This window comes from Spirosoma oryzicola (assembly GCF_021233055.1).
GTDB lineage: Bacteria > Bacteroidota > Bacteroidia > Cytophagales > Spirosomataceae > Spirosoma > Spirosoma oryzicola.
Genome location: NZ_CP089538.1, coordinates 4425245 through 4447084, shown reverse-complemented (window position 1 = coordinate 4447084; position 21840 = coordinate 4425245). Strand labels below are relative to the sequence as shown.

Annotated in this window: 17 protein-coding genes and 1 tRNA gene; 10 read left to right on the top strand and 8 right to left on the bottom strand. The window is 48.9% G+C overall.

The annotated features are described in order from the left end of the window. Positions 1 to 8: 8 nt before the first annotated feature. Together LQ777_RS18885 and LQ777_RS18880 are read right to left on the bottom strand one after the other, a co-directional pair. A complete protein-coding gene (locus LQ777_RS18885) occupies positions 9 to 1121 on the bottom strand; it encodes a GumC domain-containing protein (RefSeq protein ID WP_232559494.1) in 1113 nt (370 codons plus the stop codon). A gap of 13 nt (positions 1122 to 1134) precedes the next feature. Beyond that, positions 1135 to 3765, bottom strand: a complete 2631-nt coding sequence (locus LQ777_RS18880) for a polysaccharide biosynthesis/export family protein (RefSeq protein ID WP_232559493.1) — start codon at positions 3763 to 3765, stop codon at positions 1135 to 1137. 252 nt (positions 3766 to 4017) lie between these two features. Between LQ777_RS18880 and LQ777_RS18875 the strand changes: the two genes are divergently transcribed. The 3 genes from LQ777_RS18875 to LQ777_RS18865 all read left to right on the top strand — a co-directional run bounded on the left by LQ777_RS18875 (position 4018) and on the right by LQ777_RS18865 (position 7841). After that, complete coding sequence (locus LQ777_RS18875; protein ID WP_232559492.1) at positions 4018 to 5916, top strand: DNA topoisomerase IV subunit B; 1899 nt, start codon at positions 4018 to 4020, stop codon at positions 5914 to 5916. Positions 5917 to 6014: 98 nt separating this feature from the next. Next, positions 6015 to 7088: a prephenate dehydratase gene (pheA, locus tag LQ777_RS18870; RefSeq protein ID WP_232559491.1), complete on the top strand. Its 1074-nt coding sequence runs from the start codon at positions 6015 to 6017 to the stop codon at positions 7086 to 7088. Positions 7089 to 7130: 42 nt separating this feature from the next. Continuing rightward, positions 7131 to 7841 (top strand): sulfite oxidase-like oxidoreductase, encoded by a 711-nt coding sequence (locus LQ777_RS18865; protein WP_232559490.1) that lies wholly within the window; start codon positions 7131 to 7133, stop codon positions 7839 to 7841. Between the two features lie 39 nt (positions 7842 to 7880). Here LQ777_RS18865 and LQ777_RS18860 read toward each other — a convergent pair whose 3' ends face one another. Together LQ777_RS18860 and purL are read right to left on the bottom strand one after the other, a co-directional pair. Continuing rightward, a complete protein-coding gene (locus LQ777_RS18860) occupies positions 7881 to 8441 on the bottom strand; it encodes a D-sedoheptulose-7-phosphate isomerase (RefSeq protein ID WP_232559489.1) in 561 nt (186 codons plus the stop codon). A 12-nt stretch (positions 8442 to 8453) separates the two neighbouring features. Further along, on the bottom strand, positions 8454 to 10685 hold the full coding sequence (purL, locus tag LQ777_RS18855) for a phosphoribosylformylglycinamidine synthase subunit PurL (protein ID WP_232559488.1): 2232 nt from the start codon (positions 10683 to 10685) through the stop codon (positions 8454 to 8456). Between the two features lie 174 nt (positions 10686 to 10859). Between purL and LQ777_RS18850 the strand changes: the two genes are divergently transcribed. Then, a tRNA-Ser gene (locus LQ777_RS18850) sits at positions 10860 to 10944 on the top strand. A 321-nt stretch (positions 10945 to 11265) separates the two neighbouring features. On the opposite strand, the gene LQ777_RS18845 is transcribed toward LQ777_RS18850, so the two are convergent. After that, positions 11266 to 11433, bottom strand: coding sequence for a hypothetical protein (locus LQ777_RS18845; protein WP_232559487.1), 168 nt, complete (start codon positions 11431 to 11433; stop codon positions 11266 to 11268). 707 nt (positions 11434 to 12140) lie between these two features. Between LQ777_RS18845 and LQ777_RS18840 the strand changes: the two genes are divergently transcribed. Continuing rightward, positions 12141 to 13133: a chemotaxis protein CheB gene (locus tag LQ777_RS18840; RefSeq protein ID WP_232559486.1), complete on the top strand. Its 993-nt coding sequence runs from the start codon at positions 12141 to 12143 to the stop codon at positions 13131 to 13133. Positions 13134 to 13156: 23 nt separating this feature from the next. Here the strand turns inward: LQ777_RS18840 and LQ777_RS18835 are convergent, their stop codons facing one another. Then, a complete protein-coding gene (locus tag LQ777_RS18835; RefSeq protein ID WP_232559485.1) occupies positions 13157 to 13684 on the bottom strand; it encodes a hypothetical protein in 528 nt (175 codons plus the stop codon). Positions 13685 to 13837: 153 nt separating this feature from the next. After that, on the bottom strand, positions 13838 to 14170 hold the full coding sequence (locus LQ777_RS18830; protein ID WP_232559484.1) for a hypothetical protein: 333 nt from the start codon (positions 14168 to 14170) through the stop codon (positions 13838 to 13840). Positions 14171 to 14434: 264 nt separating this feature from the next. On the opposite strand from LQ777_RS18830, the gene LQ777_RS18825 reads away from it, so the two are divergent. From LQ777_RS18825 to LQ777_RS18810, 4 genes are all read left to right on the top strand, one after another. After that, the gene (locus LQ777_RS18825) at positions 14435 to 15919 is read left to right on the top strand and encodes a helix-turn-helix domain-containing protein (RefSeq protein ID WP_232559483.1); all 1485 of its coding nucleotides are present in this window, start codon (positions 14435 to 14437) and stop codon (positions 15917 to 15919) included. 534 nt (positions 15920 to 16453) lie between these two features. Further along, positions 16454 to 17569, top strand: a complete 1116-nt coding sequence (locus tag LQ777_RS18820) for a C1 family peptidase (protein ID WP_232559482.1) — start codon at positions 16454 to 16456, stop codon at positions 17567 to 17569. A gap of 15 nt (positions 17570 to 17584) precedes the next feature. After that, entirely contained in the window at positions 17585 to 17989 is a 405-nt protein-coding gene (locus LQ777_RS18815) for a hypothetical protein (RefSeq protein WP_232559481.1), read from the top strand. Positions 17990 to 18067: 78 nt separating this feature from the next. Next, positions 18068 to 18385, top strand: a complete 318-nt coding sequence (locus LQ777_RS18810; protein WP_232559480.1) for a protease inhibitor I42 family protein — start codon at positions 18068 to 18070, stop codon at positions 18383 to 18385. 74 nt (positions 18386 to 18459) lie between these two features. On the opposite strand, the gene LQ777_RS18805 is transcribed toward LQ777_RS18810, so the two are convergent. Continuing rightward, positions 18460 to 20727, bottom strand: coding sequence for an aconitate hydratase (locus LQ777_RS18805; protein WP_232559479.1), 2268 nt, complete (start codon positions 20725 to 20727; stop codon positions 18460 to 18462). A gap of 294 nt (positions 20728 to 21021) precedes the next feature. On the opposite strand from LQ777_RS18805, the gene LQ777_RS18800 reads away from it, so the two are divergent. Then, complete coding sequence (locus LQ777_RS18800) at positions 21022 to 21498, top strand: CHRD domain-containing protein (RefSeq protein ID WP_232562873.1); 477 nt, start codon at positions 21022 to 21024, stop codon at positions 21496 to 21498. Positions 21499 to 21840 lie beyond the last annotated feature (342 nt).

The window sequence follows — 21840 nt, the reverse complement described above, 5'->3', positions numbered from 1 at the left end:
AGTACGTATTATCCTTCTCGCATCACGGAACGGTAAGTTTCCCGCAAAAATATAATGATAAATGCTAGTATCAATCCGAGTGCAATACCAGCCTGCATACCAACCGGCGTAATGATCTCTTTGTAAAGCGGTAGCTCAACGGGTTCGATGATGGTAAACAGAGGAGCTTCACGAATCAACGATAAGCGCATGTTTTCCGCATTCTGCAATGCCTGGTAATAGATAGTGCTTAAGAAGGTAGAGTTACGCGTCAATTTTGTCTGCGTAATCTGTCCCTGCGCCACAACCATTTGCTGGTTCTGGTCCATGTACTGCGCTAGTTTGTTTTCAGTGCCAGTCAGAATGCGAGCAATTGAGTCGGCCCGTGTTCTGAGCAGTTCATACATTTCGCTTGTTTTCTTCGTTTGCTTCTGACGATAGTCCTGCTCAATCGTTGCCAGGTGATTTTCGAGGAATGACGCTGCCAGCATCTCGTCCTGCATAGCACTACGCAATTCCATGAAGGATGACTTCCGCTCGGGTTGCGTTACGCTCATTTCCCCCTTGATGCGCGCGTATATTTGTGACATCACAATACGCTCAAGCTTGGTGTACTCTTCTGGCTTCTTGCTTCGCGTGAAATAAAAGGATCGCAGGCTGTCACTGTCTTCCCATTCTTCGTCCCGGATACCGCTGTGTCGGATGTAGTAATTGACTAGCAATGTATCGCGACCGTCGATTTTAACGGTTTTCATCAATGTCTTGTCGACAACCGGTCTCGACTTGGCGTAGATCAGAAAGTTATCACCAACGAAAATGCTGGCATCCGGTGCCCCCTGCGATAAACCAAACGCACCAGCCAGCGCGCTCAGGTCACCAAAGGAGCTGTTGCTGCTACCGCCACCCAGGTTGAATGTCATCGTCGCGTTGTAAACGGGCTGCTTCTTATGCGTGATGTCGTAGATGAAACCGATGGTTCCACCAATGGCGACCATAATTAGCAGTAACTTCCAGTTACGCCGGGCTACGTCTTTAATTTTAAACAGACGGACCACAACGGACTTGGGCGAAATCTGATCGGGTGGCAATGCCTTCGGGGCAAGACCATTCGTATCTGTTGTTGTCAGGTTTGTAGCACTCATGTCCTGAGAAGGTTTATCTAGCAACGTTACTTAAGGCAATGACTAGTCCAATTACAGACAGCAGTGATGAGATAGTACCTGCTGTAGAGCTTAGAATCTGTTGTGGCGTCAACGGTACAGACGTCTTTTTCGGAATAATTACTTCCGATCCGGGCTCAACTCTTGGATAAATGTTGAAGAATATAAATTTACGTGTCCGGTCAACCGATCCATTCGCGTACACAATAAACGACTTCCGCCGTTGCGACTTCGATGTAAAGCCGCCCGATTGTGAAATATAATCCTGGAAGGTCTGGCCCGTGCGGAATTTCACCGTTGTTGGTAGCAATACTTCGCCTTGAACCCGTACTGTTTCTAATAATTTAGGAATCCGTAAAATGTCGCCTTCCTGCACCAGAATGTCTTCCGATGACCCAGGTTGAGTTAGGATTTTCTTTAGGTTGATACCAATCGATTCAGGCTGATCAGGCGACAGCGTTTCGGTTTCCACAACAGCTTTGCCGGTAGTTGTTGCTTCCGCTAAGTCTTCGACCGACTTTTGGCGCCGGGCTAGCTCATCGGCACTGAGTTGTACGCGTCGAATCAGTGTAGCTCCTTCAACGTAGGCCTGGGGAGTCAGACCGCCCGCCAATGTTACCAGATCCGAAATTTTCTGGTCTTTGCTACGGATTGGATAAGCGCCTGGTATGATCACTTCACCTTCTACGTTCGCGTAGGTCTGTACGCGGTAGTTAGGTGATCTCCGAACAATAACCTGGTCGAAAGGCTCCAGCACGAATCTGTTCTGATCGGCACCGATAGACAGATCCCGGTTAACATTGAATCGGAACGTCTCCGCAATCTGTGCAGAAGACGAACGAGGATCAGCATCTTTTTTACGACGCACAACTTCCACCAGCGAAGCTGCGGCTGACTCTTTTAAGCCACCAGCCCGTAACAAGGCATCTTCGAGTGTCATGTTCGCCATGTAGGGAACGCCCTCGATTGGCAAATTGACTTCTCCCTGTACGGATATAGCCGCTTGCTCGGCCAAGTCGAAGCGAGACGTGATGATGATCTGGTCTTCGCGCTGTAGCTGAAGGTCGGGAGCTGTTCCTGCCAAAATATCACCCAGATTGACCGTGATGTTTTCGATGGCTAAGTCTTCACGCGTTCTGATAATGTTTACGCGTCCTTGAAACGCATCGCCTTTGAGGCCCTCTGCCGAATTGATGAGTTGCTTCAGAGACTTATTCTGATCGAGCGAGTACTGACCAGGGCGGTACACAGCTCCTTCAATGGTAACCTGGTTCTCAAAACGATCCAGTAGTTGTTCAACCGTTACCAAGTCTCCATCCTGCATCACGAAGGTTTTAAACTCGGACGTTGTGACATCCACTACTTTCAATTCACGATCCGTTAAGCGTCTGACTTTAACCCGCCCTTTGTAGGCATTAGCCGCGAAATCACCAGCGTAAAACAGGAGCCGGTCAAAGGTTTCGCCCGGTATCATTTCAAAGATATTATTGCGCTTGACGGTTCCCGTTATTTCAACGTGCTCGAGGTAGGTCGTAAAGCGAATATTGTCGTTGTCCTGTAGACGGAAATCGTTTCGTTGTGTGCCGTTGAGCAGGTAATCGTATAAATCAAGCGTTGCAACAACTTTGTTATTACGAATCAACTGTACTCTTCTGAACGAACCTAGCTCGTTGGGACCACCAGCCTGATAGATGGCGTTCATAACGGTTGACAACGACGACATGGTGTACGTACCAGGCCGGACCGCATCACCCGTTACCGTTACCCGAATGCTTCGAATCGTACCCAATGATACTTCCAGAAACGTATTGGCCGGACCGTACGATGAATTGCGAAGCCCGACAAATTTGGTAGCTAGTCGGCTGACCATTCTTGCTTTAGCCTGTTCAACGGTCAGGCCTGTGACGTAAATAGGACCTATACCGGTTTGATTGGCAAAGTAGACCGCCCCTTCCGGCGATACTTTCTGACTAAAGTCAAATTCTGAAAAGCCGTACAGGCGAATGTTGAGCTGATCGCCGGGACCAACGATGTAGTTCCGGGGGGTCGCCATGTTTACGTTAGGCTGGAACGTTGCCTGAATGGCTGGATCATTGAAAAGTGAATAGCCAAATATCTTCCGTCGTTGCTCTTCCTGTTCTTGACGACGGGCAGCTTCATAACCGGATTCTACAGCCGTATTCTTTTGGTTGGTTTCTACACCCGTGCCTGTCGAGTCTATGTTACGCTCGTTCTGACTGGTCGACTGGTCGGCAGGTGTCGTTGCGCCGTTAGCTCCTCTGCCGTTTCCCTGTCCGGCTTGTTGCCGGATTTGCTGTTGTATATTGGCAGGCAGATTATTTATGTTGACACCTGGTGGCAACGCAACCCCTGAACCGGCGGGCGCGCCCTGCGTTGCGCCTGGAGAAGCGCCCGAACGCACGCCACCCGCACCCGATGTTCCCGAAGCTCCGCTACCTGCTCCGGTGCCAGCAGCTGGGGCAGGTGCTACCTGTGCCTGTGCAGACAGGCTAAATAAAACTACACTGACTATGGTGAGGCTAGTGCTTAGTTGACGCGTGAATAGAGCCGTAATGTCGTAAAAATATTTTAACACGAAGTTGTGATTATTTCGAATTTTTTGCATATTTTTAAGATGTCGAAGCCTACCGCTTAAGCAGTTGTATGGGCTTGTATGTAACGACATAATTGCCTGTGTAGTACGTTTCTTGTGTTCAGTCGGCAAAGTAAATGAACTTTTGCCGGATTATGAACGATTTCTTACTGTAAGGAACCTTTTCTTTCCATACCTCATGCTGGTATGATTTTTCTAATGTTACAATTTACACGTTAGTAGGCAGCGTTAGTTGCTTTACTTTAAAATACCTATAAATCGTCTATGACAGAACAGACACCTCAGCCCGCGCAGTACAACGAAGACAGCATCCGATCCCTTGATTGGCGTGAACACATTCGTCTGCGGCCGGGCATGTATATTGGTAAACTTGGCGACGGATCAGCCGCCGACGACGGTATATACGTTCTGCTCAAAGAAACCATCGACAACTGCATTGACGAACACGTGATGGGCTTTGGGAAGAACATCGACGTGCGTGTAACCGATCACCGGGTCGAAGTTCGTGACTACGGTCGGGGAATTCCGCTCGGTAAAGTGGTTGAAGTCGTTTCTAAAATCAACACCGGTGGTAAATACGATTCCGGAGCCTTTCAGAAATCGGTGGGCCTGAACGGTGTCGGCACCAAAGCCGTGAACGCGCTGTCGAGCTACTTTCGGGTACAGGCATTTCGTGATGGTCGGACCGTCTGGGCTGAGTTTGACCGGGGCGAACTGAAAAATCAGGGGGACGAGCCGACGAACGAGCGCAACGGAACGCTTATCTGTTTCGAGCCGGACGATACGGTGTTTAAGCATTTTCATTATATCCCGCAGTTTCTGGAAAACATGGTCTGGAATTACTGCTACCTGAATGCGGGTCTGACCATTACGTTTAACAAACAAAAATACGTTTCGCAGAATGGCTTGCTCGACCTTCTTCGGGACAAGACCAAAAAAGACGAAGACTCCTTGCGCTACCCGATTATTCACCTGAAAGGGCATGATCTGGAAGTCGCTATGACGCACGGTAATCAATACGGGGAAGAATACTACTCGTTCGTTAACGGGCAGTATACAACCCAGGGAGGAACCCACCTCCAGGCCCTGCGCGAAGCCGTGGTTGAAACCATTCGCAAACACTTTGACAAGAATTATGACGTAGCCGATGTCCGTGCGTCAATTATTGCGGCCATCAGTATTCGGGTTCAGGAGCCGGTCTTCGAATCGCAGACCAAAACGAAGCTGGGTTCGATCAACATGTCGCCCGAGCCGAATGCGCAGTCCGTCAACTCATTTGTCAAAGATTTCATTAAAGAGCGCCTGGACGATTTTCTTCATATGAACCCCACCGTGCGCGATGCGCTTAAAAAGCGGATTGAGCAATCGGAACGGGAGCGGAAGGAACTCGCTGGCATCAAGAAATTGGCCAATGATCGTGCCAAAAAAGCGAGTCTTCACAACAAAAAGCTGCGTGACTGTCGCAACCACCTGCCCGACCTGAAAGCGGAAGATCGCTATCAATCGACCCTGTTCATTACCGAGGGAGATTCGGCGAGTGGATCAATCACAAAATCGCGCAACGTACAGTCGCAGGCAGTATTTAGCTTGCGGGGTAAACCGCTCAACTGCTTTGGCCTGACCAAGAAAGTGGTATATGAAAACGAGGAATTTAACTTGCTTCAGCACGCCCTCGATATTGAAGATGGCCTGGAAGGATTGCGTTACAATCGAATCGTGATTGCCACGGACGCCGACGTTGACGGCATGCACATCCGGCTGCTGATGCTGACCTTCTTCCTGCAATTCTTCCCCGATCTGGTTCGGAACGGGCATTTGTACATTCTTGAAACTCCTTTGTTCCGGGTACGCAATCCAAAGAATCACAAAGAGACAACCTATTGTTATTCGGACGAAGAGAAACAGGCGGCCATCGATAAGTTGACCAAAGGGGGCAAAAAGGTGGAGATCACCCGGTTCAAGGGACTAGGGGAGATTTCGCCGGAAGAGTTCGGACTGTTCATCGGCGAAAACATGCGTCTGGAGCCGGTGATTATGGAGAAAGAAACCTCAATCTCCAAGCTGCTCAGTTATTACATGGGCAAGAATACGCCCGACCGTCAGCGGTTCATTATCGATAACCTCCGCATTGAAAAAGACATCGAAGATGCCGCTTTAGCGTAAGTTTTAGGTTTACAGTTTTTGAGTTTTCAGTTTTCAGTGGGTCATTTGCAAATCAGCGTGGCCGAAAACTGAAAACTTAAAGCTGAAACCGTAGTAGAATGACTCTCGAATCCCTCCGTAATAGCATCGACACCATTGATGATCAGTTACTTTCGTTGTTGAACCAACGAATGGAGCTGGTTCGTCAGGTTGGCGAGCTAAAGCGCTCCTCCAATACCGTTATCTACCGGCCCGAGCGCGAAAAGCAAATAATAGACCGTTTGCAGCAGATGAACGACGGTTTAATGAACCGCTCAGCCATCGAAGCTATTTTTCTCGAAATCTTTGCCGTTTCGCGTAACCTCGAATTACCCGAACGAGTAGCCTTCCTGGGACCAGAAGGAAGCTTTACGCATCAGGCCGCCGAGAGTCGTTTTGGGGCGATGAGCGCATACATGGCGTTACCTACCATCCGCTCGGTGTTTGAAAGCGTGGAAACCGGCAGAGTACGCTTTGGGGTCGTTCCTATCGAGAACAACCAGGAAGGGGTGGTACTGGAAACCATCGACCTGCTTCTCGAAAAAGATCTATCCATCGCGGCTGAAGCGCAGATACCGGTTCACTTTACCTTTGCTTCCCAAGCCGATAATCTCGCTAGCATCACGCATATCTATTCCAAGGACATTGCGTTCCGGCAGTGTAGCAAATTTCTTAAAGATTCGTTCGAAGGGCTACAGGCGGAGCTGATCCCGGTTGAGTCGACATCGAGAGCTGCCAAACTAGCTGCGCTGGAGCCGAATACGGCGGCAGTCTGTTCGCATATTGCAGCCAAGTTGTTCGACGTTCCGATTCTGTTTGATAACATTGAAGACAGCGACCTCAACCGGACGCGATTTCTGATTCTGGCGAAAAACTTTAAGAATCAGCCAAGCGGTAGCGACAAGACCACCCTCATTGCCAAGCTTGCCAATACCGAATCGCCGGGGGTACTTGCGGAGTTTCTTCAGGAATTTAACGCACGTAAAATCAACCTGACCAAGATCGAAAGCCGTCCCCTGCGGGAAGGTGCGACGTTCCGCTACTGGTTCCTGATTGAGTGCGAAGGTCACTCGGACGAACCGGCTTTGCAGGAAATTCTAAACCACCACGCTGCCGAAGTTAAGCTACTGGGAAGTTACGTTCGGGTCGCTTAAACTACCCCTGTCGTTTGTAGTTGTATAGGAAACAGTAAACGTATGGACACGAACACACCATCCGAACAGACGGATAAACTTGACCGGATCGTTGAAGCCCGGATGAAGCTGAAACGACGGTTTGAGGAGAAAATCGCCCAGACGCCATCGATGATCGATGAGACGCCCCGTGGCACCGGCCCGCTAAATCGACATGGAATGCCTACCGTACCGATTGGGCAAACGGTAACGGCTAAATGGCCGGTTCTGGATCTTGGTTACCAGCCAAACATCCCGCTCGACAAATGGCAGCTAAACATCGACGGTGAGGTAAACAACCCCGTTCGGCTCAAGTGGGACGATCTGATGGCTTTACCACAGGTTGAGGATACGAGTGATTTTCATTGCGTGACAACCTGGTCACGGCTGAACGTACCCTGGGTAGGCGTTCGGTTCATGGATTTGGCAGCTCTGGCCGAACCCAAAGAAACGGCGACGCACGTAATGTGCTATGGATACGACGGTTACTCGACAAATCTATCGCTGGAAGAAGCCTTGAAGCTCGACGTATTGCTCGTTCATACCGCCGACGGTCAGCCACTCGCTCGTGAACACGGTGGACCATTGCGCATGATTACTCCGCAGCTTTACGCCTGGAAAGGGTCGAAGTGGATTAAGCGAATTGAGTTTCTGACAAAGAACCAGCTAGGGTTCTGGGAAGAACGCGGCTATTCCAATACCGCTTACCCCTGGCGGAATGACCGCTATTCATGATAAGTAGAGACGTATTTTACGTCTCTACTTACTTCTTTTCTACACTGTATCAATAAAGCCGTAGCAAAGCATGTGACAAATAGTCATCTGCGCATCTTCGACACGACCGTAATGCTCATCCTGAACGATAATCACTTCGTCCGCGATAGCAGCCAAACGGCCACCTTTACCACCGACTAACGCTACCGTTTTCAGCCCATGTTCCTTGGCCCAGTGGACAGCTTTGACCACATTGGGGGAATTACCGCTAACGCTCAGCGTTAGCACCAGATCACCGGGTTGAGCGTAGTTATGCAGTTGCTGCACGTACACATCTTCGTAGGCATAATCATTTCCTAAGGCTGTTATCCACGAAATACTTTCGTTCAGGGAATGACAGCGAAAACGCTTGCCCATGCAGTCAGACGCACTTTTGCCGAGATCGGTGATAAAATGCGATACGTTTGACGCGCTTCCCCCGTTGCCAAAGGCAAAAAGCTGCCGATCTTCTTCCCAACACGTTTTGATCAGGTTGATGATTCGTTCAACCTGATCGATTGGAATGGCATCGTAAGCGGCTTTCTGGCGTTCTAGGTACGCTTCAAAATAAGCTTTATTCATGGCTATACGGAGTTAGTTGCCCATGATCTTGCCCAGTGCGTTATCATAAAGAGCTTTTGCGTCGGCGAAGTCGGCAACGGCCACGTCGTCGACGTCAAAACCGCCCGCCGTCACTTTACCCAGGTACCGGAAAGGAAGGATCGTATCTTCCAGATAATTGGCGACCAGATGCTGCTTGTCGGGCGAAACGGAAACTACGACCCGGCTCTGGCTTTCGCCAAACAGGAACGCGTCCAACCGATAGCGATCATCGGTCTCAATCTGGAATCCTTTACCTCCCGCCATTGCCGACTCAGCCAGCGTAACGAACAGGCCACCGTCCGAAATATCGTGCGCCGACTGAATCCAGCCGTTGCGGATCATGGTTTTGATCGACTCCTGAACACGCCATTCGGTTTCGAAATCGAAACTTGGTGCCGGAGACGCTTTGATACCCCGGTATGAGTACAGGTACTCCGACGAAGCAATATCATCGGTTATGGGACCCACCAGGAAAATCAAATCACCTTCATTCTTGAAATCGAGTGTCATCTGGTGCGTCGGATCTTCCATCAGGCCCAGCATGCCGATGGTTGGTGTCGGAAAGACCGGACCGTCATCAGAGCTTTGGTTGTAGAAGCTAACGTTACCACCGGTCACGGGCGTACTGAACCGGCGGCAGGCTTCACCCATTCCCTGTACGGCTTCCACAAACTGCCAGTAAACCTCCGGCACGTAAGGATTACCAAAGTTCAGGTTGTTGGTAACGGCCAGCGGCTCACCACCCGAACAAACAATGTTCCGGGCGGCTTCGGCAACGGCGATCATTGCTCCCTTGCGCGGGTTGGCATTGACGTAGCGACTGTTGCAGTCAACCGTAATAACAATGGATTTGTCAGAACCTTTTACGCGCACGATAGCAGCGTCAGAAGGCGCATTGGTGCTCCGATTGGCAGTACCTACCATCGAGTCATACTGTTCGTAGACCCATTTGCGGGAGCAGATATTCGGGTGCGATAGCAGGTGCTGGGCTACTTTCTTCAATTCATCTTTTTCCAGATCATCCACGTCCGATGGATCGAATTTGGCGTACTCTTTGATATAGGCCGGTTCGCTGTATTCGCGATGATATTGCGGAGCCCCGCCACCTAGCACAAGATCATAAGCCGGAACATCGGCCACGAGTTCGCCATAACGGTAGAAATGCAGGCGTTGCGTATCGGTTACTTCACCGATCTGCGCGCAGTTCAAATCCCACTTGTCGAAAATAGCTTGGATAACGGATTCTTTTCCTTTCTCAATCACAACCAGCATTCGTTCCTGCGATTCAGAAAGCAATATTTCAAAAGGAGCCATGTTAGGTTGGCGCGTAGGCACTTTATCCAGGTCGATAATCATGCCGTGCTCACCTTTGGCGCTCATTTCAGATGTCGAGCAGATAATACCAGCCGCACCCATATCCTGAATGCCGATCACGTAGCCCGTTGCAATGATTTCGAGCGTGGCTTCCAACAGCAACTTCTCCATGAACGGATCGCCCACCTGAACCGCAGGCAACTTATCCGTCGATGCTGCCGAGATATCTTCCGACGCAAACGTAGCCCCGTGGATACCGTCTTTGCCCGTTGCCGAGCCAACGATAAATACTGGATTGCCGACGCCGTACGAAGTGGCTTTCGCTACTTTGCCGACCTCAACAATACCTGCTGAAAAGGCATTGACGAGGGGGTTTGTGTTGTAACACTCGTCAAAATAGATTTCACCACCAACGGTCGGAATGCCGAATGCGTTGCCATAATCGCCAATCCCTTTGACGACACCGCGCAACAACCGTTTGGTTTTTGGCAGATCGAGGCTACCAAAACGAAGCGAGTTGAGCTGGGCAATGGGTCGCGCGCCCATCGTAAAAATGTCGCGGTTGATACCACCAACGCCCGTTGCAGCACCCTGGTAAGGTTCCAGGGCGGAAGGGTGGTTGTGGGATTCGATTTTAAACGAGCAGGCTAGCCCGTCGCCAATGTCAACCAGTCCGGCGTTTTCTTCTCCGGCTTTTGCCAGCATCCGTTCCGAGTCGCGGGGGAGGGTCTTAAGCCAGACGATGGAGTTCTTATACGAGCAATGTTCCGACCACATCACCGAGAAGATACTCAGTTCAGTAAAATTTGGCTGACGACCCAGGATCTGGTTGATACGGTCAAATTCGTCGGGGAGCAAGCCCAGTTTGCGGGCAGTGTCAAGCGTGGGTAACGATTCTGTTGCGTCCATTATAAAGAGCGAAAGAATGAAAGAGGAAAAGGTTTATGAGTAATGGAAGCGTACTGTACATCCGCTCATTTACGTTTTCGCTCTTTAAACATTGCCCAAAATTACGCTTTTTGCCCTAAAATGTTCCGTTATGGGTTGACAAATCTCAAAACGTTCGTATATTTGCACCCGTAAAGAGAGATGGCAGAGTGGTCGATTGCGTCGGTCTTGAAAACCGAAGACTGTAACAGGTCCGGGGGTTCGAATCCCTCTCTCTCTGCAAAAGAGATACAATGAATAACAAAAGCCCGGTACGAACTTCGTATCGGGCTTTCTGCTGTTTGGTAATAATGCAAGTAACGCAACAGTTATCTGCACTATAGACTACGCATACAATAGTCTTCTAAATGCCTTTCGACTTAGCCTAACAATTGTCAAGTATTATCAATATTGCCGCAAAATTCCTCTGCTAGCTATAGAAGGCCATGCCTATTTACAGCTAGTAGAGAGAGGTATATAGATTTCTGCTAATGAGAAGATCTAATCATTGATTGTGCACAGACCGTTTTTACGTTGTTCGGAAAAACGCTTTTTATACAACTTATCGAATGGGTAGCGGACAATACAAAGGCTGGAGATTTCCTTTTGGCTGGTACAGGCTTTCGTACATCGCTCTTTTATATTGAGCAAACAGATTTGTAAACTCCTGAATGCTAAGGCCTTCTTTAGACACCTGATCTGGTCTGAGCTTTGGCTTATTCTTATTCATAGCTAATTAGTGAAGTGGTATGTGGTATATAAACGCAAATAGTTTTGTTACCGATTTATTTTATATGGAAATATCTTAATAATTATATGAACTAGTCTTTTTAATATCCTCAATTTGTCCAGCGTGATAGACCTTCCCTGCTGGGTTTATAGCTGCATCAAAAATCGGGTCGAAAACTTGTAACGCACAAACAAGATTACTTTCAGCAAGTACATCTGGTATGTGTGCTTGTCAGTACACTATTGAGTAAAAAAGCCACAATATTAGCTATTTCATACTTGTGGACCAAGTCGCAAGGTGCTTATATACAGTAAATTATGTATAGAAAGCATATGTGGCATGATTTAGGCAAACGATGATTCATACGATTACTTCATACTTCAGTTGTTCGCTACTTTTACATGTAGCCTAGCTATAGATCGATTGCTTCTCACTCAACGTTAAGACATGAACAAGCCCGAACCTGAACTGGTCCGGGCTTTATTTTTGCGTCCGTTTGCCCGATTCTTATGTTACCATTAGGATGTTTACCTATTCAGGCAATACCGAAAAGCCACGTAAAGGCGAATGGCCCGAAGCAGATTTTGGTGTGCTAATGAAGAAGTACCAATAAACTCCTTTGCCTCACTAATTCAGCTTATCAGGGTTTCGTACAAACCTGTTGTCTTACGACCCTGTCATAGTAGGACTTACTCCACTATCAGTATATGGCTAAACGTGACATCATCGTAATCGGCGCTTCAGCCGGTGGCATTTACGCTCTCAAAGAGCTAGCTGCTACGCTACCCGCCGACTTACCCGCTTCAATTTTCATCGTTCAGCATGTGGCACCTTATACGACCAGCTACCTACCTACGATTCTTAATTTCTCTGGTAAGTTACCCGCGTCTCATGCGGTCGATGGAGAGTCCATTAAAACAGGACATATCTATGTCGCTCCGCCTGACCATCATTTGCTCATAGAAGAAGATCGTGTATTAGTCAAGAAAGGGCCAAAAGAGAACCGCTTTCGTCCGTCTATTGACGCGTTATTTCGTTCTGCTGCCTATACGTACGGTCCACGCGTGATTGGTATTGTCCTGACAGGGCTGCTCGACGACGGAACGTCCGGCATGTGGTCGATCAAGCGGCTAGGCGGAATAAGCGTTATTCAGCAGCCTGAGGAAGCCATGTATCCCAGTATGCCCGAAAGTGTCCAGCAGCATGTAGAAGTCGATTATGTTGTTGAACTGGCTCAGTTAGCTCCTTTACTGAGTGAACTGATTCAGCAGGATGTCAGCCCGCAACCGACTCTCTCCGGGCTAGAGCGTAAGCGAATGGAAACAGAAGTTAAAACCGCAATGACTGATAGTGCATTTGCTATGAATATTTTGCAAGAAGGAGAGTTAACGCCGTTAACCTGTCCGCAATGTCATGGTTCATTGGTCAGCATCCGGGAGGGTACGATTATCCGGTACCGCTGCCATACCGGCCATGCTTATACAGCCAGTTCGTTGTTGGCCGAAATAAAACAAGGTGTAGAAGATTCGTTATGGAGTGCTGTCCGTAGCCTGGACGAAGTAACGATCTTGATGAACCAGGCGGCCCAAGCGTTTGACGAAGGGGGCAATCCTGAAGCTGCCCAAACGTACTGGCAGAAAGCGGAAGATGCTCAGCAGCAAGCGTTCAAAATTCGAACGATAGCAATAGACGAAGCTTAACAAACAGCAGAGCAGTTATGTAGCTACGTTTCCTTGTCAAATCGATTGAGCCGAATCTGGTTTTTCTGACGACTGTTTCTTATCTGCTTGTACATTCTTTTGTTGCCTTCCAACAGCAGGTCATACTGTGCTCTTACGCGAGTTCTAAGGTCTTTGTCACGCATAACATTCAGCTTTGTTTTTCTTATTTCGTACAGGACAATCATTTTTTCTAAATGCGTCAACATGTCCTTATAATACGTATCTAGCTGGGTGAAGTGATTTTTGAGCCATTGTTCGTCCGATAGTTCTAGCAGTTCAGGTTTAGCGAACAAGATGCGGTTCCATTGTTGTTGCAGGGTGTGAATGTGTACTTGGATTGGTTGCCCGTCAAACGCTTCTACGGGTATGCTCATACGATTATGCTCATCGACAATGGTAGCGTCCTGCAAGGTCCACTGCTCAGCTACCAACTGCGTTAACGTTTCGAAAGCCGACTCGTAGTCTTTTACCCAATAACCTAAGTTCGAGCACTGGATGCCCCGGCTGGTTCCATTGATAAAGAGCATCATCGTTGCTAGAAGTAAGAATATAAAATCCAACAAGATGATAACCAGACTCTTTAATAGCCTTGCCACCTAGCAAACAGAAAGTGAGGTTATGGGCACCCAGCCCGGTAAAACGTCACCTTGTACTCAGTAGAGGCTATATGGTAAAACAATAGGTTAGCTTATGGTATACTTATTTTTTACGGGCGAGCGTCGGGTGGGGGAGGATAGGACCGGATACAAATCACGGCCAATTTGCAAGCCAATTTCATTCAAATAACTGCTGTTGCTGGTGTCCTGCTTTGTTTTTTTATGAGCAGCGAATGTGTTATCTACCTGACAATAAGCCTCTTCAAACGTATCTTTCTGAATACCAGCTACGCTACTCCATTCTTTATGGAGCAACGAAAGAATATCAACGACAAGATCGTTTATTGTGCCAAGATCCTGTGAAACGCTGGCCGCTTTTAACGCTTCATATTTGTACTTGATCGTATCCTGCGTATCCATAACTAAGGTAGTTTGTAACTTATTGACTGACGAATTAATCAGGAGTCACTTATGTTGCCACTGTTTTTTACTATTTGTTGCTGTTCAGAGCTACACTATTTTTGATATTACCTGATAATTCATGTTACTATGAGTGAGATCTATGAGCAGACGTATAAGGTTGATTCGCTACAGTTTTGTAATTTTACCAATTCTTTAATAGCATATTATTAGTCGGCCGTCTCGCCGTACGGTCTATCTTCTCATTAATTACTCACGTATCCATTGAATCTACCCGCTGACCATATACGCCTGTTATTTGGCCTGAAAATGCGCCAGATGCGATTAGACAAAGGCTTGTCAGTCAGTGAGCTGGCACAGCAGTCAGGGCTTTCGGTTTCCTACGTTACCGAGATCGAAAAAGGCCGGAAATACCCTAAAGCGGATAAGATAGCTGCGTTGGCCAATGCGATGCAAGTGGATTACGATACGCTGGTTTCGCTAAAACTAAGCAAAAAGCTAGAGCCAATTTCGGACTTGCTCCGCTCAAAGTTTCTGACCGAAATTCCACTCGAACTGTTCGGAATCGACCCTTCCGATCTGCTGGAGTTACTGGCTGAAGCCCCCGCCAAGGTGAGTGCCATGATCCGCACGTTCATGGACATTGCGCTGAGTTACAACATGAGTGTTGAGCGGTTATACCTGGCTATGCTACGGTCGTATCAGGAAATGCACGACAACCATTTTCCGGAGATCGAAGCCGACGCCGAGCGCTTTCTGAATGATTTTGCTCAGGCTGGACAGCCGGTCAGTGAAGCGTTGCTGATGAATTTACTCAAGACGCGCTACGAAGTTCAGATTGAGTTTTTTGATCCGCTTACGCAACCCGAGCTGGTATCCCTGCGCTCCGTGTTCCGCCCCGAACACCGCCGGTTATACCTGAATGTCGCCCTGTCGGGAGAACAACGGTCGTTTATTTTGGCGCGGGAGGTTGGCTTTCAGTACATGAATCTGAAAAACAGGCCCTATACGTATTCATGGGTTGAAGCCGAGTCGTTTGAACAGATCCTGAACAACTATAAAGCTTCGTATTTTGCGGGAGCGATTCTCATTCGGCGCGACGCACTCGTTGCCAGATTGACGGATTTATTTGCGCGTGATACCTGGAGTAACGAAGCTTTTTTACAGCTCATCGCCGATTTTGGCTCAACACCCGAGCGGTTCTTCTATCGGCTGAGTAATGTGTTGCCGAGCCACTTTGGTATCGACCAGTTATTCTTTTACCGCTTCAACCATACTGCCGGACAGTCTACGTTTCAGTTAACCAAAGAGATGCATCTGTCGCGTCAGCAAGGACCACGGGGTATTGTTGACGAACATTTTTGCCGACGGTGGATCGCCTGGACGATTTTGCAGGAACTCCAGTCTCTTCAGCAAACCAAAGGCTTTGACGAAACGCTTTGTCGGGCGCAACTCTCCGAATACGCGGATTCGGGTCTTCAGTACCTTATTGTTTCCGTCGCCCATCCGTTTCATTCCCAGACGCAGCAGAACATCAGTGTTTCCATGTGCTTTGCCGTGAATGACGCATTAAGAAGTAAAATGAAATTTATGAATACGGCATCGAACGAAGTTCCGCATCGGGTGGTCAACGAAGCCTGTGAACGTTGTGGTCTATTCGATTGTCGTGAACGAGTTGCCGCGCCAGTCGTATTGCAGAAGAAACGGCAATTTGCTGGCATGAAGAAGGCAATGGAAAAACTAAAATAAATTCAGAAACCAATTCGAGTTTGACACGAACGCCGTAGCGTATCCATAGACAAAAGTACCGATCTGCCAAAAATCGGTATGCATAGCGGGGCCGGGCCATTTTTCGAAATGGCCCGGCCCCGCTGTTTTTGACGGCTTGTATCGATAGAGGGAGTTGGTTTTTCGGGAGCGCTTACTTGTCCGTCGCTTATTGAAATCGTCGTACCGGTAGTATCCTATATTCACATGATTTTATTTGATAATCAGATAGTTATACCGATAAATCAAGAAAACGAAGTAGTAATAGTACTGCGCTATTACTTTGCTTATGAAGTTTTTGAGTGGGCTTATTGATCCATGCGTAAATCCGTACCATTGCCAGATTGCCTGTTATCGCTGCTCGCGAAGCGAATAAAATAGCTGTCTGGTTCGCAAACCTGACCATGTCGGTTTTGTAAACTGCGCAGGCGTCTTGGCCGACACCCTGAGGAAGCGGTACGGAATTGTTCACCGATCATACGCTTCAGTGATAACCTTTTCCCAAACCAAAAAAACATGGCAAATTCAGAAGAGTTACGAGCCATTCAGGAAGCAATTGCCAGCTCAGGTCACACATGGACCGCTGGTTTTACATCGCTCAACAATTTGTCGGAGGAGGAGCGCCGGAATTATCTGGGCTACGTCCCCGGTCCGAACGAACCCAGCCTTGAAGAGCAGGAACAGATTGCAGCGGCCAATCTCGATGCGTATCAAGCGAATTTGGCAAGCAATGAAGCCATAATGGCACCCGCTTCTATCGATTGGCGGAATGTCAACGGGCAAAATTTTGTAACGGGTGTGAAAAATCAGGGGGGCTGCGGTTCCTGCGTGGCTTTTGGAACGGTTGCGGCCGTAGAAAGCCGCTTGAAAATCATTCGTGGGGCAGCCTATCCCGTTGATTTGTCAGAGGCTCATTTGTTTTACTGCATCGCCCGTTCGCAGGGGCGGACCTGCGGGGGAAGTTCGGGAGGCTGGTGGCCGGGTCCGGCGATGGACGGTTTTCGGGATATCGGAGTTACCGACGAAACGTGCTACCCCTACACAGCCGGTGACCAAAACTGCACCGGGCGCTGTGCCGACTGGGCCAACCGCGTAACCAAGATCAGCGGCTACACCCGATTGACCAACATCGCCGACATGAAGGACTGGATTTCCAAGAACGGTCCCATGGAAGCCTGTTTTACCGTATACGACGATTTTTACAGCTATAAGTCCGGTGTTTACAAGAAAACATCGAATAAACTCGAGGGTGGACACTGCGTCTGCATTATTGGCTACGATGACGGTGCCGGATGCTGGATCGCTAAAAATAGTTGGGGGACGGGCTGGGGTGATAACGGTTTTTTTAGAATCGGGTACGGACAATGTGGTATCGATTCGGAAATGATGGGTGCGAATTCCATTGTGGACACGCGCTGGATTAATACTAAAAAAGTGGTTGGTCTCTGGACGAAAAACGAAGAACGCAACGCCTGGGCTTACCTGTCGGACGAAGGTTGGAAGAAAATTTCCAACAACAACGATGATGGGTTCATCAACACGCTGACGCAGCTTGCAACCGCTAAAATTACCAACGCGGACGTGAATGTGTACGTCGATAATGGTTTGATTACCACTGCTTACGTGTTTTAAAAAATAATTCTTAACATGTCTAAGAAAATGACATCTCCCCAGAAAAATCCGCCTACCGATGGCGCCGTCACTGTTGCCGTGAACGGTACGCCACCATCCCTTCCAATCAGTGAGTCCAGTAAATCAGCCCTTGATGTTATGACGGATCCCACGCTGACTCCTCCGACTTCCGCTAGTCAGAACGATGCTATCGGAGCGGCTGTCTGGAATACGGATAAGCGAGTCAACGGTTTGTACACGACGTTCAATGCCCGCAACTCCTGGATGAGTATCAACGGAACGGGCTGGGTAAAGCTAACGACCAATACCGATGCGGCCTGTGAAGCCATGACTACACTGGCATCGGCTGCCCGTGCGAAAAATTCAAGAATCGATTACGCCATCGACGCTGGCGTAACGACGGAAATTTACGTGTGGTAACGGTCTTTTGCGAAAACTACAGCTTTCGACGCCTAATCGGATAACAGACGGAAGTGACTACAGGGTGTGTTTAATCTTATGAAAACAATTCAAGTGACCGATAGCGTCAGCCAAGAGACGATTGCTGTGGCGGAAGGCGATCAGATTGAGTTGCGGCTCGAGGAGAACCCCACTACCGGGTACCGTTGGGAAATAACTCAGATAAACAACGAGCAGCTAACCATTGTCAATAACGCGTATACGCTTTACGAATCGGCTGGTATTGGGGGAGGAGGCATCAGAACGGTGCACATTCACGTACTGCGGGTGGGAACCGGGCAACTGGTACTCGAAAACCGTCAGTCCTGGAGCAACGACGTTTATAAATCCTTCACGCTGTCTTACCAGCCTGAGTAGTTGTACTAATTCTAAAAAAAATAAACCCGATCCGCCAGCGGATCGGGTTTATTGACAATAACGAATGCAGGTGCTTATGCGTTCTGCTTCATCCGAATGATGTTCAGAGCAGCACCGGCTTTGAACCACTCGATCTGACCTTCGTTGTAGGTATGGTTAACCAGGAACTCGTCCGTCGTACCATCGGCGTGATGCAGCACGATTTCGAGCGGGCGACCTGGTGCAAATTCGGTCAGTCCTTCGATGTCGATGACATCATCTTCCTGAATCTTGTCGTAATCGGCAGGATTCGCGAAGGTCAACGCCAGCATACCTTGTTTTTTCAGGTTCGTTTCGTGAATCCGGGCGAATGAACGCACCAGGATCGCCCGAACGCCCAGGAAGCGAGGCTCCATAGCGGCATGTTCGCGCGATGAACCTTCACCGTAGTTTTCGTCACCAACCACAATCGAACCGATGCCAGCTGCTTTGTAAGCCCGCTGTACGGCTGGAACTTCGCCGTACTCGCCCGTCAGTTGGTTTTTCACGCTGTTGGTTTTCTCGTTGAAGTAGTTCACCGCACCGATCAGCATGTTGTTCGAGATGTTGTCGAGGTGACCACGGTATTTCAACCACGGACCTGCCATCGAAATATGGTCAGTCGTACACTTGCCTTTCGCTTTAATCAGCAGTTTCAGACCCGTTAGATCAGTACCTTCCCAAGCTGCGAACGGAGCCAGCAGTTGCAGACGATCCGAGGTTGGGCTAACGATAACCTGTACCCCTGAGCCATCGGCTGCCGGAGCCTGATAACCAGCATCGTCAACGGCATAGCCTTTAACGGGCTGCTCGATACCTTGTGGCTCGTCAAGCATAACCTGCTCACCTGCTTCGTTGGTCAGCGTATCGGTCATCGGGTTGAACGTCAGATCACCCGCAATCGCCAATGCCGTTACAATTTCAGGCGAGGCTACGAACGCGTGCGTGCTGGCGTTACCGTCGTTCCGTTTCGCGAAGTTCCGGTTGAATGACGTAATAATCGAGTTCTTACGGGTTGGATCGTCCATATGACGTGCCCATTGACCAATACAAGGACCGCAAGCGTTCGCCAGGACGACACCACCGATTTCTTCGAACGTATCCAGCAGACCGTCACGCTCAGCCGTGAACCGAACCAATTCTGAACCCGGCGTTACCGTGAATTCAGCTTTCGTTTTCAGGTTCTTCGCTGTTGCTTGTGCTGCTACCGAAGCCGAACGGGTCATGTCTTCGTAGCTCGAGTTGGTGCACGAACCGATCAGACCTACTTCAAGTTTCTCAGGCCAGTTGTTTTCTTTTACGGCTTTCGCAAAGTTCGACAGCGGCCACGCAAGATCGGGCGTGAACGGACCGTTGATGTGCGGCTCCAGTTCCGATAGGTTAATTTCGATTAATTGATCGTAATACGTAGCCGGATCAGCGTATACTTCTTCGTCCGAACGAAGATCAGCTTTTACGGCAGTCGCTGCGTCGGCAATATCGGCGCGGTTTGTAGCGCGCAGGTAATCGGCCATCTTTTCGTCATAAGCGAAGATCGAGGTAGTCGCACCGATCTCAGCACCCATGTTACAGATCGTTCCTTTACCCGTTGCTGACAAGCTTTCAGCCCCTTCGCCAAAATACTCAACGATGCAGCCCGTACCGCCTTTTACGGTCAGGATACCAGCTACCCGCAGGATAACGTCTTTCGCTGACGCCCATCCGCTTAGTTTACCGGTTAACTTCACGCCAATCAGTTTCGGCATCTTCAGTTCCCAGGCCAGACCAGCCATCACGTCGCAGGCATCCGCACCACCAACACCGATAGCGATCATACCCAGACCACCCGCGTTTGGCGTGTGTGAGTCCGTACCGATCATCATACCACCCGGAAACGCGTAGTTCTCAATCACGACCTGGTGAATGATACCGGCGCCGGGCTTCCAGAAGCCAATGCCATATTTATTGGAAATAGACGACAGAAAGTCGTATACTTCTTTGTTTTTGCTCTTAGCAATATCCAGATCTTTGTCAGCACCTACTTCGGCCTGAATGAGGTGGTCACAGTGAACAGTTGACGGAACGGCTACCTGAGGCCGACCTGCCTGCATAAATTGCAGCAGAGCCATTTGAGCCGTAGCATCCTGCATCGCTACCCGGTCGGGTGCAAAATCCACGTAGGCCTTACCCCGCTCAAACGCCTGCGTGGGCGTTCCGGCAAACAGGTGGCTGTATAAAACCTTTTCCGACAAGGTCAGCGGTCTGCCCACTGCCTTCCGGGCTGCTTCGACGCGTTCGCCGAGGTTTGCGTAAACGCGCTGAATCATGTCTAAATCAAAAGCCATAGCAAATAAGATAACGGGGTTACTAAAAAAGGTATACTCTATAGAAATAACCAAGGAATTCACAAAATGGATTCCTGTTCGTGGCTCAAAATTAGAAGATTCTGTCGCGTTTTGGAAATAATCTGACAATGAGTCGTTAGAGTCCTTATCGAGACGTAAACAGTTTGCCCGTTTCCTCGGTTTGTTCAATGCTAAGCAATAAACCGTTTATTCCTCTATTCTACTTATTGAAACTGCGTACCTTTGTTCGTCTCCGATCTTTTAACATCAGTACACAGACACCCTAATTTTATGATCAAAAAAAACACACTCTTCTCAATGGTAGCCTTTCTGGCACTAGGAATGTCGTTTATGTCGTGCAAAGACGAAGAGAACCCAACCACTGTTCCCAGTACGACAACACCAACAACCACGCGTCTGGTGGCAACCCTAAACGGTGCCAGTGAGAAACCGACGTCAACCACATCAACTGCTACCGGTAATTTCGTTGGCGATCTGAACACGACGACGCGGGTGCTCAGCTACACGCTTACTTATACGGGTCCGTTCTCGTCATCGCTGACGGGTGGGCATTTGCACCGGATCACGAACGCAAACGGTACTGGTCCCATCGACGTTCCGTTTAATAGCCTTACATCGCCAATCACGGGAACGACAGCTGCTTTGCCACAGACGAAAGTGGATAGCATGCTGAACGGATTCTACTACGCAAACCTGCACACTACGCTCTACCCTGCCGGGGAGATTCGGGGTGATATCAAAAAACAGTAGTGACTAAAAAGGGCTGATGTGGGCGTGTAGACGTCTTTTTACATCAGCCCTTTTTGTTTCTTTATCCCATTAAGGCTGACCAGAAAAAGACGAGGACCAACTCAAACACTTCCTTTGTCGATTCAGGAAAACAAAGAATCCCACTTGCTACCCTCACGCATCATGCGTCACAGCTATCTCTATTCGGTGTAGATCGTTCTGCTAACCCAGTCGGATAGTAGATTATGTAGCCCCTCCTGCCCACACGCATGGCTTCGCGTTGGCAAATAGCCGGATTGTAGATTTCTTAGACCGTCTCCGGCTCTTCACAAATACTCAGGTACCTTCATAAACGCTTCACCA